The 13,881-nt window shown below is 69.7% G+C and carries 13 protein-coding genes; 6 read left to right on the top strand and 7 right to left on the bottom strand.

The genetic code is table 11. The annotated features are described in order from the left end of the window. Window positions 1-117 precede the first annotated feature (117 nt). Genes ACW171_RS03915 through ACW171_RS03905 form a run of 3 tightly spaced genes read left to right on the top strand, consistent with a single transcriptional unit; the run spans window position 118 to window position 2,794 of the window. On the top strand, window positions 118-1,467 hold the full coding sequence (locus ACW171_RS03915; protein WP_492095790.1) for an MFS transporter: 1,350 nt from the start codon (window positions 118-120) through the stop codon (window positions 1,465-1,467). Beyond that, window positions 1,464-2,249 carry a nucleoside triphosphate pyrophosphohydrolase gene (gene mazG, locus ACW171_RS03910; protein ID WP_492095789.1) on the top strand — a complete coding sequence of 262 codons (786 nt, stop codon included), beginning with the start codon at window positions 1,464-1,466 and terminating at the stop codon, window positions 2,247-2,249. The genes ACW171_RS03915 and mazG overlap by 4 nt, the downstream gene beginning before the upstream one ends. After that, complete coding sequence (locus ACW171_RS03905) at window positions 2,246-2,794, top strand: DUF1643 domain-containing protein (protein WP_492095788.1); 549 nt, start codon at window positions 2,246-2,248, stop codon at window positions 2,792-2,794. The genes mazG and ACW171_RS03905 overlap by 4 nt, the downstream gene beginning before the upstream one ends. 3 nt (window positions 2,795-2,797) lie before the next feature. Here the strand turns inward: ACW171_RS03905 and ACW171_RS03900 are convergent, their stop codons facing one another. After that, window positions 2,798-3,346 (bottom strand): hypothetical protein, encoded by a 549-nt coding sequence (locus ACW171_RS03900; protein WP_492095787.1) that lies wholly within the window; start codon window positions 3,344-3,346, stop codon window positions 2,798-2,800. Window positions 3,347-3,612: 266 nt separating this feature from the next. Here ACW171_RS03900 and ACW171_RS03895 point away from each other — a divergent pair, with 266 nt between their 5' ends. Genes ACW171_RS03895 through ACW171_RS03885 form a run of 3 tightly spaced genes read left to right on the top strand, consistent with a single transcriptional unit; the run spans window position 3,613 to window position 5,587 of the window. Continuing rightward, the gene (locus tag ACW171_RS03895; RefSeq protein ID WP_492095786.1) at window positions 3,613-3,984 is read left to right on the top strand and encodes a YciI family protein; all 372 of its coding nucleotides are present in this window, start codon (window positions 3,613-3,615) and stop codon (window positions 3,982-3,984) included. 38 nt (window positions 3,985-4,022) lie between these two features. Beyond that, a complete protein-coding gene (locus ACW171_RS03890) occupies window positions 4,023-4,391 on the top strand; it encodes a YciI family protein (protein WP_492095785.1) in 369 nt (122 codons plus the stop codon). After that, window positions 4,391-5,587 (top strand): RNA polymerase sigma factor, encoded by a 1,197-nt coding sequence (locus tag ACW171_RS03885; protein WP_492095784.1) that lies wholly within the window; start codon window positions 4,391-4,393, stop codon window positions 5,585-5,587. The genes ACW171_RS03890 and ACW171_RS03885 overlap by 1 nt, the downstream gene beginning before the upstream one ends. Window positions 5,588-5,801: 214 nt before the next feature. Here the strand turns inward: ACW171_RS03885 and ACW171_RS03880 are convergent, their stop codons facing one another. From ACW171_RS03880 to hflX, 6 genes are all read right to left on the bottom strand, one after another. Continuing rightward, complete coding sequence (locus tag ACW171_RS03880; RefSeq protein WP_492095783.1) at window positions 5,802-6,305, bottom strand: DUF1543 domain-containing protein; 504 nt, start codon at window positions 6,303-6,305, stop codon at window positions 5,802-5,804. Between the two features lie 11 nt (window positions 6,306-6,316). After that, window positions 6,317-7,981 carry an FAD/NAD(P)-binding protein gene (locus tag ACW171_RS03875; protein ID WP_492095782.1) on the bottom strand — a complete coding sequence of 555 codons (1,665 nt, stop codon included), beginning with the start codon at window positions 7,979-7,981 and terminating at the stop codon, window positions 6,317-6,319. A 118-nt stretch (window positions 7,982-8,099) separates the two neighbouring features. Further along, the gene (locus tag ACW171_RS03870; protein WP_492095781.1) at window positions 8,100-9,290 is read right to left on the bottom strand and encodes a DUF1501 domain-containing protein; all 1,191 of its coding nucleotides are present in this window, start codon (window positions 9,288-9,290) and stop codon (window positions 8,100-8,102) included. Continuing rightward, window positions 9,287-10,789, bottom strand: coding sequence for a DUF1800 domain-containing protein (locus ACW171_RS03865; RefSeq protein ID WP_492095780.1), 1,503 nt, complete (start codon window positions 10,787-10,789; stop codon window positions 9,287-9,289). Before ACW171_RS03865 ends, ACW171_RS03870 begins: the two co-directional genes overlap by 4 nt. A gap of 93 nt (window positions 10,790-10,882) precedes the next feature. Then, window positions 10,883-12,520, bottom strand: coding sequence for a Na+/H+ antiporter (locus ACW171_RS03860; protein WP_492095779.1), 1,638 nt, complete (start codon window positions 12,518-12,520; stop codon window positions 10,883-10,885). Beyond that, complete coding sequence (hflX, locus tag ACW171_RS03855) at window positions 12,521-13,837, bottom strand: GTPase HflX (RefSeq protein ID WP_492095778.1); 1,317 nt, start codon at window positions 13,835-13,837, stop codon at window positions 12,521-12,523. Between the last annotated feature and the right edge of the window lie 44 nt (window positions 13,838-13,881).

Below are 13,881 nucleotides of genomic sequence, written 5' to 3'. Positions count from 1 at the left end.
GCGCATCCGGAGAGGAAGCCTCAGCGTTGCGGCGCAAGCAAGGCCCCTCTTCCGGCGCGACAAAAACGGGCATGGTGCGCCGTCCGCCGACTCGAGGCGACGCCGCTGGATCACAGTATGTCCGACGCCCCCAAGTCGCCCCGGCGCAGCAACGCCGTCCTGGCCGCCTTCTCGGCGGTCTGCCTGCCGCTGGCGGCGTTCGGCGTGGCCCTGCCGGTCACCCTGCCGGAGTTCTACGCCACCCATGTCGGGCTGGAGCTGGGCGTGGTGGCGACCGTCTTCATGGCGGTGCGTCTGATCGACATCGCCTTCGATCCCTTCATCGGCTGGGCCATGGATCGGACGAAGACGAAGTTCGGCCGCTATCGGCCCTGGATGGCCCTGTCGACGCCGATCCTGATGCTGTCGGCCTTTATGATGTTCGTGGTGGTCCAGCCCGGCGCGGGGCCGATCTATCTGTTCGCGTGGCTGCTGGTGCTCTACCTCGGCTTTTCGATCGGGACCTTGGGGCAGTTGGGCTGGGCGGCCGTGCTCGCCCCCGAATACGACCAGCGCAGCCGGGTCTACGGCTGGTGGCAGGTGTTCAACATCATCGGGGTGATCCTGATCCTGATCCTGCCGACGGTTGTGATCCAGACGGGCATCGGCGACTATGCCGACGGCGTGCGGATCATGGGGTGGGCCATCCTGATCGCCCTGCCCCTGACCATGGGCCTGGCCTTCGTCGCCGTGCCGGAGCCGGTGAACGCGGGCGCGGCGCCGCATGGAGGCCTGGGCGCCTATCTGGAACTGTTCAAGCGTCCGGCGGTGCGCAAGCTCCTGCTGGTTGACGTGGTTCTGGGCGTGGCTCCGGGGATTACTGGGTCGCTGCTGTTCTTCTTCTTCGGCCAGATCAAGGGCTACGACCACACCCAGGCCAGCCTGTTCATGCTGCTCTACTTCGTGGCCGGACTGGTCGGCGCGCCCTTCTGGGCCTGGCTGGCGACGCGGATCGGCAAGGACAAGGCGCTGGCCGTGGCCAGTCTGGTGTTCGCGGTCTTCTATATCGGGGCGACCCTGGTTCCGGGGGGCAGTTTCGCCCTGACGGCCGCCGTCATGTTCATCGCCGGGCTGCCCTATGCGGCGGGTCTGTTCCTGCTCAGGGCCATGATGGCGGACGTGGGAGACGAGGTGCGGCTGGAGACCGGCGTGGACCGGACGGGGCTGATGTTCTCCATCCTGTCGGCGACGACCAAGGTCGGGCACGTCGTGGCCCTGATCCCCTATCTGATCCTTCAGTGGGTCGGGTTCCAGGCCGTGCCGCCGGTGGGAGGCAATAGCGAGAGCGCGCTGCTGATGCTCCAGATCCTGTTCATCGCCCTGCCCGGCCTCTTGCTGGCCAGCGCGGCCCTATGCCTCAGGAACTATCCCCTGACCCCGGCGCGGCACGACGAGATCCGGCGTCAGCTGGAGGCCCGGGACGCATGAGCCCTGTCGACCGGCTGAAGGAGATCATGGTCCGGCTGCGGGACCCGAACGGCGGCTGTCCGTGGGACGTGGAGCAGACCTTCGCCACCATCGCCCCCTATACGATCGAGGAGGCCTATGAGGTCGCCGACGCCATCGAGCGGGGCGATATGGGCGAGCTGAAGGGCGAGCTTGGCGACCTGCTGTTCCAGGTGGTCTTCCACGCCCGGATGGCCGAGGAACAGGGGCTGTTCGCCTTCGACGACGTGGCCGACGCCATGTCGGACAAGCTGATCCGACGCCATCCCCACGTCTTCGGCGAGGAACAGGCGCAGCCCGACGGCCCGGCCCAGAAGCTGCGGTGGGAGGACATCAAGGCGGCGGAGCGGGCGTCGAAAGCCCAGCACGGGGTGCTGGACGACGTGCCTGTGGGCCTGCCGGCCCTGCACCGGGCGGCGAAGCTGACGAAGCGGGCGGCGAGGGTCGGGTTCGACTGGCCCTCGACCGACGAGGTGTTCGACAAGCTGGATGAGGAGGTCGCCGAGCTGCGGGTCGAGATCGCCGCCGGGGACCTGGACAAGGCCCGCGAGGAGGTGGGCGACCTGCTGTTCGTGGTGGCCAATCTGGCCCGGAAACTGGGGGTCGAGCCCGAGGACGCGCTGCGCGGGGCCAACGCCAAGTTCGTGCGGCGGTTCGGCTTCATCGAGGCGGAACTGGCCAAGGACGGGCGGACGCCGGAGCAGTCGGACCTGGCCGAGATGGACGGCCTGTGGGACGCGGCCAAGGTGGCGGAGCGCAAGTGACGGCGGGGCTGCACGACCCCGGCGGCAAGGTCCGGCTGTCGCTTATGCCGGGGGTCAACGGGGACGCGACCTTCAGCGAGGACGGGCGATATCGGCGGCTGATGCGGCGCTGGCTGGGGCCGGAGTTCCCCGAGCGCTACATCCTGTTCGTGGGCATGAACCCGTCGACGGCGGACGCCAGCGTCAACGACCCGACCTGCGCGCGGGAATGGACCTTCGCCCGGCGCGAGGGGTTCGAGGCCATGGTCAAGGCCAACGTCGGCGACTACCGGGCCACGGACCCGAAGATGCTGCTGGCGCCGGGGGTGGAGGCGTCTTCGCCCGAGAACCTGCCGGCGATCCGCAGGGCGGCGGCGGGGGCGGACCTGGTGGTGCTGTGCCACGGCAAGCTCAACCGGGCCTTGGCGACGGCGGGGGCGGCCCTGATCGAGGCGATGCGGGCGGACGGGGTGGCTCTGTGGTGCTTCGGGACCAATGGCGACGGGAGCCCGAAACACCCGCTTTATCTGCGCGGGGATACGCCGCTGGTGCGGTACGAACCCTAGCTTTCAGGGGGCGGGATTGGACTCCGGGGACACCGAGTCCAGAGAGTCCAATTCCTGAGACACGATGTCGGAATTTTGCAGCATGGCATTTAAATCGTTGATGTTCGCATCTTCGGCCGCGACCAGTCTCAGCGGCTCGCGTCTGGACTCCAGCAGGGGCGGCGTGATGTCGGGCAGCTCGGCCATGACCTCGGCGCGGGCGCGGTCGGCGAGGCTGTCGTAGACGCGCATCCAGGTCGAGGCCTCGGACGCCCGCCCCATGCCCAGGGCCCGGCGGATGTTGAGAAAGGCCTCGTCGGCCAGGTCGGCGAAGCTGACATTGTCGTCGGGATGGTATTCGCCGAACTCGGGCGGCGCCTCGCATCCGGCCTGGTCCATGCGCCGCCAGCCCCCGGCCCGCGCGTGCGCCCGGAAGGAACTGAGCGAGATGCCGTACCGCTGGCACACGGTCGTCGCCTTCACGCCCGCGAGATACTCCCGCCGGGCATGATCCCAATAGTCGCCGCCGAGACCGTCGAGGCTGGCGGGGTCGAGTTGCGTGGAAGAGGTCATGGCGGGAGGCTGGCATGCGGGTGCGTCAAAAGCGGACGTTCAAGCGCCTAGCTGAATTTCATGTCCGGTTAGGGTGGGAAGGCGACGTTACGGTTTCGCCAACAAGCAGACCTTCAGCGTTGGCGCCAGGATGCGCGAGGTTGAACTGTGGGATCGGTACAGCCGACCGGTGCCTGGCGAAAAATAATCGTGGGCAATGTCTATCGGCGGCCCGCTCGCGGCTCATCCTGACAGGTGCGGATCTTCCCACCGCAATGGAGAAAGCCATGAAGAGAATGCTTCTCGCCGTCGTCGCCGTCGCCGCTCTGTCCGGCGGCGCCAAGGCCGAGCCGTTTACGATACTCGTCTATGAGACCCCCGCCGATCTGGCGCTGCGGACGGCTACCAATACGGCCGGTCGCGACTATTGGGCGGCCTGGACCGCGTATAGCGACGTGCTTAAGGCCTCGCTCCGTGGCGGCGCGCCGCTGCAACCGAAGGCGCAAGGATCGAGCGAACCCCAGCTGAGCGGCTATTTCATCATCGATGCGCCTGATCAGCAGGCGGCGGACGCCCTGGCGTCCCAGGCGCCATCTGTACGGCGCGGCGGCGCAGCGGAGGCGCGCGCGTCTTTCGTAGCTTCGAACATGGCTCGCTGACGCCTTTTTCCCTATCCTCACACTCAAGGTTCTTCCCAATGCACTACATGCTCATCTTCACCGAGACCGAGGACAAGTTCGCCGAGCGAACCGATCCGCAGAAGGCCGACGCCTATTGGGGCGCCTGGAACGCCTATATCGGCGCCATGGGTCAGGCTGGGGTCATCGTCAGCGGCAATGGCCTGCAGCCGCCGCAGACGGCGACCACCGTGCGCGTCCGCGACGGTCGCAGGCATGTCCAGGACGGCCCCTTCGCCGACGCCAAGGAACAGCTGGCCGGGTATTTCATCATCGAGGCGGCCGATCTCGACGCCGCTCTTGAATGGGGCGCGCGTGCGCCCTCCGCAGGCTACGCCAGCGTCGAGGTGCGCCCGGTCATGCCGCCGCCCGGAAATCCGGCCGACTGATGGAGGACGCGCGCCATGCCGCGGAGGCAGCGGCGCGCGCCTCCTACGGGTGCCTGCTGGCCCTGGTCGCCGTGCGCACGCGCGACATCACCGCCGCTGAGGACGCCCTGTCGGAGGCCTTTCGCCAGGCGATGGAGGTCTGGCCACGGCAGGGGCCGCCGGCGCGCCCCGAGGCGTGGCTGCTCACCGTAGCGCGGCGTTCGGCCGGGCGCGTCGCCCGTCACGCCGGGGTGCGCGACGCCGCCAGCGCCACCCTGCAGCTGATTCGGGACGAGGCTATGAGTCCGACAGAGAGCGCCTTTCCTGACGAGCGCCTGAAGCTGCTCTTCGTCTGCGCTCACCCTGCGATCGATGAGGCGTCGCGCACGCCCTTGATGCTGCAGACCGTGCTCGGCCTGGATAGCGTGCGCATCGCCGCCGCCTTCGTGACCTCGCCGACCGCGATGGCCCAGAGGCTGGTGCGCGCCAAGACCAAGATCAGAGAAGCGCGCCTGAGGTTCGAAACCCCGGAGCCGGAGGATTTGCCCGAACGGCTGGAGGCCGTGTTGGCCGCGGTCTACGCCGCCTATGGGACAGGGTGGGACGAGGGGCTCGGGACAGGGCTGACCGAGGAGGCGATCTTTCTTGGCCGACTGCTCGTCACTCTGGCCCCCGACGCTCCGGAGGCCCGTGGTTTGCTGGCGCTCATGCTCTACTGCGAGGCGCGCTCGTCGGCGCGTCGGTCGCCCACCGGGGATTTCGTGCCGCTGGCCGAACAGGATGTCAGCCTTTGGTCGCGGGAAATGATCGTGGAGGCCGAGGAGCAACTGGCGACCGCCGCTCAGGTGAGGATCTATGGGCGCTTCCAGACGGAGGCGGCGATCCAGTCGGTGCATGCGCAGCGCGCTTTCACCGGGAGCACCAACCTTGAGGCCTTGGTGGCGCTCTACGACCTGCTCGCTAGCCGGGAGCCTTCGCTCGGCGTGCTGGTCGCACGGGCGGCGGTCCATGGCGAGGCTTTCGGACCGCAGGCTGGTCTTGAGAAGCTGCTCGACCTGGAGGCCGGCCGTGTGGAGACCTATCAGCCCTACTGGGCTGTGAAGTCGCATCTCTTGAAGCGTGTCGGGCAGACGGAGGCCGCAGCCACAGCGCTAGAGCTGGCGATCGGCCTCTCGGACGACCCCGCCGTGCGCGCCTATCTGGCGCGGCGGGCTTGAGCCCACCTAGCGCGGCTCTTGCGCGTCTGGTGGTGGGCGCCGGAGTCGCCGGTAGCGTCCGCCGATGCCAAACAACAGACGTCGCCGACGTCGCCTAAGGGTCGGTAACGGACATAGCCGCCGAAACCGATAGCAGGCGTTCGGATCCGCGACCCGAAGCGGACAGCCGCAGGCCTGCCTTAGGGGGAAAGCAGACCCTCTCGAGCTGCCGTCCTCACTGTATCGACGTATAGTGACAGGTAAACGCCGGGTCGCCCGTCATCAGGCTAGGCGTCAGGTGGATGTGCAGGCGCTGGGCCTGGGCGGCGGCGTCCAGGGCGAATGCCTGTTCGGCCTCGTACATCTCGTCGCGGTGGGCGTCGGTCCAGTCGGAGGCGCGCTGGATGGCGCGGGCCTTGGCGGCCTTGAGGCTGTCGGCGACGACGAAGACGTTGCGGTGCTGTTCGGCGAAGTTGACGCCGTCATAGCCGCCGAGGTTGACGTAGTAGAGCCGCTCCGCACCTTCGAACGGCTCGGGGCGGAGGCTGATCTCGTAGCCGTCGGCGTGGGCGATCTCGGACCAGCAATCGACATGCAGGCTGCCCTCGCGGCCCCACCACTGTGAAAGCAGGGTGGGATAGGTCGCCTCGACCGTGGGGGCGACGACGAAGCGCATGTCGTGCACCTCGATATTGGCGCCCGGATGCTCGCCGCCGATGTAGATCGCAAACAGTCTCATTCGTCCTCGCGTCAGGCCGCGGCCGTGCCCCGATCGGATACAGGCTTTGCGGTATCGAGAACAAACGCCAGTCGGCGCCCGACGATCCCACCCATCTCATGCGAACTGGTGATGCCCTGGGCGAAGGGATGGCGGCCCATGAGGAAGGGCAGGCTGAGACAGAAGAGCCGGTCCATGGGCAGGGGCGCGTCGACCGGGCGGAACAGGTCGTCGACGGCGATGCCGCGCACGACGTCGGGCGCGTCGTTGGCGACCTGGTCCCGGACGATGCCCTGTTGCAGCAGGGACAGGAAGGGGAACTGCAGGGCGCTGAGGGCGCGCTGGCCGGTCGCCTCGATGAAGACGGGGAAGCGGCGGGTGGTCTGGCCGATCATGACCAGGGCGCCGCCCTCTGGCCGGTGGGTGTCGACCGCATGGTCGTCGCCGAGCGCGACGACCTCCAGCCGGCCGGCGGCGTGGAGGGCCAGCATGCGCTCGATCGATTCATGCGGCACCCCGGCATAGACATCGACGAAGACCGGCTTGAAGGCGCGGCTGAAGCGGTCGAACTGCTGGGCGTCGAGATGGGGGACGATGACGGCGACGACCTCGTGCATGCGCAGGATGGCGTCGCGCCAGGCCACGGTGATCTGGGCGGCGTGGTTCGCCCTCGCCTCCTCCAGATTGGCGGCGGCCCAGACGAAGGGGTCGGCGGCGGCGCGTTCGGCGAAATAGGCCTCGCCGAACGCCTCGATCGTCGCGTCGGCCAGGCCGGTCTCGGCCGCGTAGTCGGGGTCGAGGGTGGTCAGTTCCCGGCGGAACAGATCGAAGACGGCGTCGAGAAGGTCGGCGGGGTTCTGGTCAACCAGGGCCGCGACGGCCTCGGGCGTGCAGATCTGAAGCGGGGCGTGCGGCAGGGGGAAGTAGAAATCGGCCTCGGGCAGTAGGCCCTTGCGCGACATCATGGTGATGCGGAAGGCGTCGGCAGACGGTGCGGCCTGATAGACCAGCCGGCCGTCCTGGCGGACGAACTCGCCGTGCGATCCCGCCAGGGCGACGGCGGTGTCGATGGCCGTGAGCGAGGAGCCGCGGATGCCGACCTCGGTCGCCGGCAGGGCCGCGAGGGCGGAGGCGGGCCAGGGGCTGAGGAAATAGCCGGGGCGGACCTCCTGTCGCGATGGCCACTGGTGACCCGTGGCCAGGACCACATGGTCGAACACCGCCGTGGTGGTGCGACGCGAGGGCGGGAAGGACCAGGTCAGCTCGACGCCGTCGGGGCGGTTCGAGGCGTCGACGACGCGACAGCCGGTCTTGATCTCGATAACGACGCCGGCGGCGCGGGCCTGGTCGACCATGGTCGCGAACTGGCTCTCGAAATACCGGCCCAGAGCGATGCGGGGGACGAAGGCGCGCTCATCGAGGGCGGCGCGGTCGATGTCCAGGGCCTCGAGCTCGGCGTCCGAGCGTTCGTCCAGCCAGCCGGCCAGGGTCTGGGTCAGGGGCGGGATCTCGATGCTGGCGATGTTCGACAGCATGGCCCGGTCGTTCCAGTCGGGGCTGTAGGGGCTGCCGGAGCCCGCGGAGGCGCGCGCCTCGAACACGGTGATCCGCGCCGGAACGGGGCCTGCGGACAGGAGGGCGTGAAGGGCGTAGAGGGTTGTCGGCCCAGCTCCGACGAAAGCGATTGACGGTGTCATGGCCCCACAATGCATGGCGCGGACAAAGGCGCCGCCGGCCGGTGATTTTGCAGCGATGTCAGTGGGTTTCGAGGCCTGAACGTCGGAAGGGCGACTCTGGCGGGCGCTTCTGGCGGGGCTAGACCAGCCCGGTCAGGGTCGGCGCCTCCTGGCCGCTGCCGGGGAAGACGCGGGTGTCCAGGGCCGCGCGGTCCACGCCGAGGTGGTCGCGCAGGACGCCCTTGAACACCGAGCGCACATCCAGGGTCGGCGCGAGGTCGCGATCCTCGAACAGGCGATTGTCCGCCAGGGTGGGCCAGTCGCCGATCGGTCCGCCCGGCTTCATCGCCCCGCCCGCCAGCAGCAGGGACGAGGCCGTGCCGTGGTCCGTGCCCTGGGTGCCGTTGGCGCGGGCGGTGCGGCCGAACTCGGTCGCGACGACCAGGATGGTCCGGCCCCACTCGGCGCCCAGGCCGGTCTGGATGCCGCCGATCAGGGCGTCCAGGCCGTCCAGGCGCGTCTGCATCTGACCCAGCTGGCGCGCGTGGGTGTCCCAGCCATCGACGGACAGGGCGACGATGTCCGCCCCCTGTTCGCCGGTCATCAGACGGGCGACGGCCTGGCCCAGACCAGCCACGTCATTGCGGCGCACCGGCCCGGTTCCGTCCGTCATGGCGGCGGCCAGGGCCTCGGTCTCCAGCCCCCTCGCCAGGCTCTGGCCCAGCATGGGGTCGTCGACATAGAGGTCCTGAAGCAGGGAGGCGATCCGGTCCTCGCCCCGAACCTGTCCGCCCGGCGCCCAGCTGGAGGTCTCGGCCGAGCCGCGCAGGATGAGCGGGGTCTGGGCGCCGATCGACAGACCCTTCAGGCCGCTCTCGCCGCCGGCGGCCGCGAGCGCGCGGTTGAGCCAGCCGTCGGACTGGGCCCTCAGGCCCTCGCCGCCGTTTTCGAGCACGTCCTGGGCGTCGAAATGCGAGCGCACGCGCACGGGAATGGCCACGGCGGGCGCGAACCGCATCTGTCCGGCGCCGTGCAGGGCGTGGAGGGTCGTGAGGGCCGGATGGAGGCCGAAACCCTCGCCGAGATCGAGCGCGCCATCGGCCTGGCCCGGTGCGGGAATGGCCAGCGATCCGCGCAGGCCCCGGTAGTTGGCGTCTCCATGGGGCACGGTGACCGACAGGCCGTCCATGGCACCGCGGGCGACGATCATCACCAGCTTGGGGCGTCCTGCGGCTGCCTGGGCCGCGACCCGCCCCGCGAAGGCGAGGCCGATGCCGGCGGTGAGGCCGCCCATGAGGAGGCGGCGACTGATCTGGATGGAGGGGGTCATCGGCGCTGGAACTCCGGCGACATGAGGAACAGGGTCAGGGCCTCGGGGCGACTTTCGGCGCGGGCGATGGCGGTCTGGCTTCGCTCGGACAGTCGGGGGCCGAGGGCCGAGGCGGCGACGGCGTCGGGGTCGCGCGCCTGGGCCGCGTCGGCGACGGTCTTGGCCCAGTTGAGGCGCTTCACCAGGGCGTCGGGTCCGGCCCAGTCGGCGGCCGTGTCGGGCCAACCCTCGGGAGACGGGGCGCTGAAGGCCGGCTGGCCCATCTGGATGAGCGCCTGCTGCAGGGGCTGGGGTCGCTGAGGCTGGGTTCCCAGGGCGCGGTGGGACGAGACGACGAACTCGTAGGGGGTCTTGATCTTGGCCGGTCGCGGGTCCCAGGCCTCGGGCGCAGTGATGAGGGCGCGGGCCACGACCGCCAGGTCGCCGCGCGACCGGGTCCAGGCCGCCTCCAGTCGATCGACGAGGGCGGGCGGGGGATCGTCGGACACGAAGTGACGCGCGAGGTTGCGGGCCAGACGCCGTCCCGTCTCCGGCCGGTTGGCCAGATCGCGCAGGATGGCCTCGCCCTGGCCCGCGCCGGCCTCGGCATAGGTGCGGCCCAGAACCGTGCGGGAGCCGGGCTCGTGCACATTGGCTCGGAAGACGAAGCCGTTCTCGCCCGGCTCGGCGGCGACCGTCCGGGCCGCCCCGCGTCGCCCGCCGCGAGCGCCCGCCCTCCCCGCCGCCGCCGCGCCGTCGCGACGTGTGGGGATGGACCAGCCGGTCAGGGCGCGGGCGAACTCGGTCACATCGGCCTGGGTGTAGCCGCCGTCGGCGCCGAGGGTGTGCAGTTCGAGGATTTCGCGGGCCAGGTTCTCGTTCAGCCCGGCCTGACGGCGCTCGGCCGCCGGGCTGTTCGGCCCGATCGACTGGACCTGATCGAGATAGAGCAGCATGGCCGGATGGGTTTCGGCGGCCACGGCGAGATCCTCGAAGCGGCCGAAGACGTTCGGGCGGATCGCCTCGCGCTCGTACTCTTCCATGAAGACGGCGGACTGGAACTTGGTCGCCGAAACCGTGAAGGCGTTGGCCCAGAACAGGGCCCAGCGTTCGGCGAAGCCGGCGTCGGTCGTCGCCCCCAGCTGTGTCCGGGCGAGAAAGGCCTGGTTGGTATCCTGCGCCAGGGCGCGGCGGCTCTGACGGCGGGCCTCGAAGGCGACGTCGGCTCGAGGCTGGTCCGGCGTCTGCGAGGCCATCGCCGGATCGGCCATGGCGGGCGTCTGCCCGGCCTGCCGTGAGGTCTGAGCCGCCCCCTGGTAGTCCAGGAAGGCCTGAACCCGTTCCGTCGTCGTCGCGGACGGACCGGGCGGGTTGGGAGCGCCCACGGAACGGACCTGTGCGGCGAGCCAGCCTGTGGGGTCGGCGGCGACGGTGTCGATCTCGCCAGGCCGCGCGCCCAGGCCGAACCGGGTCAGGGCGATGGCGGCGGTCATTCGCGGGTCGGCGGCGGGAGGGGGCATGGTCCGTCCTCTTTCGGCGTTTCAGACCTTCCACGCGAGGCGACCGGGATTCCGTCGTTTCAGGAGGCGGCGCCGCCGAGGCGGCCACGGCGCTCAGACGTACCGCAACTCCTGCAGGTCGATTTCGCGGATCAGCTTGCGAGCGGTTTCCTCGTCGATCTCGCGGGCCCTGGCCAGCCGACGCAGTTCCTCGCGCTCGGCGTTGAGGCCGGCCATGCGGAGCTGTCGTTCGACATCATCGGCCAGGCGGGCGGCGTCGACGTCGTCGTTCTCGGTGCGGGTGCGGGTCTCGATACGGTGCCGATAGAGAACCATCAGGCGGCTGGAGACGTCGGCGTAGAGGTCTGGGTTGGGCTTGCCCTCCCCCATGGCGTGGGCGGCGTCCTCGACGGCGCGGAGCGCGGCCGAGGCGGCGGCGACGCGGCCGTGATCCTCCTCACGCTCATGCGAGGGTTCGGGTGGGAGCTCGATCCCCTTGAGCAGGCGCGGCAGGGCGACGGTGGCCAGGACCAGGGAGACGATGATGACCCCGGCGGCGAGGAAGATGGCGAGGCTGCGCGCCGGCATGGGCGAGCCGTCGGCCAGCACGAACGGAACCGTCAGGATGCCGGCCAGGGTGATGGCGCCGCGCACCCCGGCCAGGGACATGACGCCGATCAGGCGCAGGCCCACCCGGCGCGGCGGCTCCCTGTCGCGATTGCGGAACAGGGTCAGTTTGAGCGAGGCCCAGACCCAGGCGAAGCGCAGGACGGCCAGGGCGGCGACGATGGCGAAGACATAGACGGCCAGCCACCAGACCTCGGGCCGCGAGGTGCCGGCGACGACCTCGGCCGCACGGGCCAGGATGGAGGGCATCTGCTCGCCCAGGATGACGAAGATCAGGCCGTTGGCGGCGAACTGGACCGCGTCCCACACGGCGGCGCGACGGACGCGGGTCATGGCCAGGGACTGGCCCTTGGAGCCGTCGCGCTCGGTGAAGCTCATGGTCACGCCGGCGGCGACGGCGGCGAGGATGCCGGAGGCGTGCAACTCCTCGGCGGCCAGATAGGCGGCGAAGGGGATCAGGAGGCTGACCAGGATCTGGGCGCCGACGTCCTCGCCGAAGCGGCGGCTGACCCAGGATTTGGCCTTGGAGATGGTCCAGGTGACGGCGACCCCGGTGGCGATGCCTGCGAGGGCGAGCCAGGCGAAGGTGGTGATGGCCTCCGACAGGACGAAGACGCCAGTCGAGGCGGCGGCGATGGCGAGGCGCATTCCGGTCAGGCCGGTGGCGTCGTTCAGCAGGCTTTCGCCCTCGAGGATGTGCATCAGTCGCTTGGGGATGGGCGCGCGGGCGGCGATGGCCTGGACCGCGATCGGGTCGGTCGGCGACAGGATGGCGGCCAGGGCGAAGGCCACGGCCAGGGGCATCTCGGGGATCATCCAGTAGATGAGGAAACCGAGGCCCAGGATGGTGAAGACGACGAGGCCCAGGGCCAGTTCCAGGATCACGGCCCGGTCGCGGAACAGGTCCTCCTTGGGGATGCGCCAGCCGTCGAGGAACAGCAGCGGCGGCAGGAAGAGCAGGAAGAAGATGTCCGGTTCGAGATCCACCGTGTGGCCGGTGACCAGGACGATGGCGGCCCCCAGCCCGATCTGGACCAGAGGCAGGGCGATGCGCGTTATCCGCGCGACGGAGCCCGAGACCACCACGGCCAGAAGCAGCAGCAGGGTGGTCTCGATCAGCTCCATTCAGACGCCGCCGAACTGTCGTTCGAAACGGCCCATGGCCTGGGCGTCGAGGCGGACGGTCAGGTGGGTGCGGCCCTGCTCGTCGGTGTCGCGGGCGGTAACGCGGCCGTGCTCGTAGAGCCAGGCCAGGGCGTCGCCCTGTGACGGTTGCAGCACCACGTCCGTTTCCGGGTCGTCGTCGATCAGGTCGGTGATGGCCTGACGCAGGGTCTCGATCCCCTCCCCGGTCCAGGCGGAGACGGCGACCGAGGCGTTGCCGGAGCGGGCGGCCTGGCCCTCGACCTCTTCGCGGACCTCGGGGTCGAGGAGGTCGGTCTTGTTCCAGACCTCGAGGATGCGGCGCGGCCGGATCGTGCCGTCAGGATTGGCGGGTTGTTCGATCTGTTTCAGGACCGCCTCGACGTCACCGGCCTGAGCCGCGCTATCGGCCGAGGCGATGTCGCGGACGTGCAGGATCAGGTCTGCCTCGCCCACCTCTTCCAGGGTCGCACGGAAGCTCTCGACCAGTTCGTGCGGCAGGTCGGAGATGAAGCCCACGGTGTCGGCGATGATGGCGGGGCGGCCCTGAGGCAGGCGGATGGTGCGCTGGGTGGTGTCCAGGGTGGCGAACAGCAGGTCCTTGGCCAGGACCTCCGAACCCGTCAGCCGGTTGAAGATCGTCGACTTGCCGGCGTTGGTGTAGCCCACCAGGGCGACGGCCGGGAACGGGGCCTTCTTGCGCTGTTTGCGGTGCAGGCCGCGCGTGCGACGCACCTCCTCCAACTCGCCCTTCAGCTTGACGATGCGGTCGGCGATCAGGCGGCGGTCGAGCTCGATCTGGGTCTCGCCGGGGCCGCCGGTCGAGCCGGTGCCGCCGCGCTGGCGTTCCAGGTGGGTCCAGGTGCGGACGAGGCGCGAGCGCTCATAGTCGAGCCGGGCCAGTTCGACCTGGAGACGGCCTTCCTTGGTGCGGGCGCGACGGCCGAAGATCTCGAGGATCAGGCCGGTGCGGTCGATGACCTTGCAGTCCCATTCCTTTTCCAGATTGCGCTGCTGGACCGGCGTCAGGTCGAAGTCGATGACGGCGGCCTCGGCCTCGGCGGCGCGGATCAGGGCGGCCAGTTCCTCGACCTTGCCGGCCCCGAACAGGGTCGCGGGCGTGGTCTTGCGCAGACGCACGATCTCCTCTGCGCGGACGTCGAGGTCCAGCGCGCGGGCGAGGCCGGCGGCCTCCTCCAGCCGCTCCTCGGCGGGTCGGGAGGTGCGCTCGCCCAGGTCGGGATGGATGACGACCGCGCGGATGAGCGGCACGGAATGGTCGATGAGCTTTGTGTTCAAAGGGTCTCTGTCGTTCGGGGTGGGTTCATCGCCAATATAGGGTC

This window comes from Brevundimonas sp. FV1ye28 (assembly GCF_058681135.1).
The sequence above is the reverse complement of the archived record's forward strand: the minus strand, read 5'-3'. Positions and strand labels throughout refer to the sequence as shown.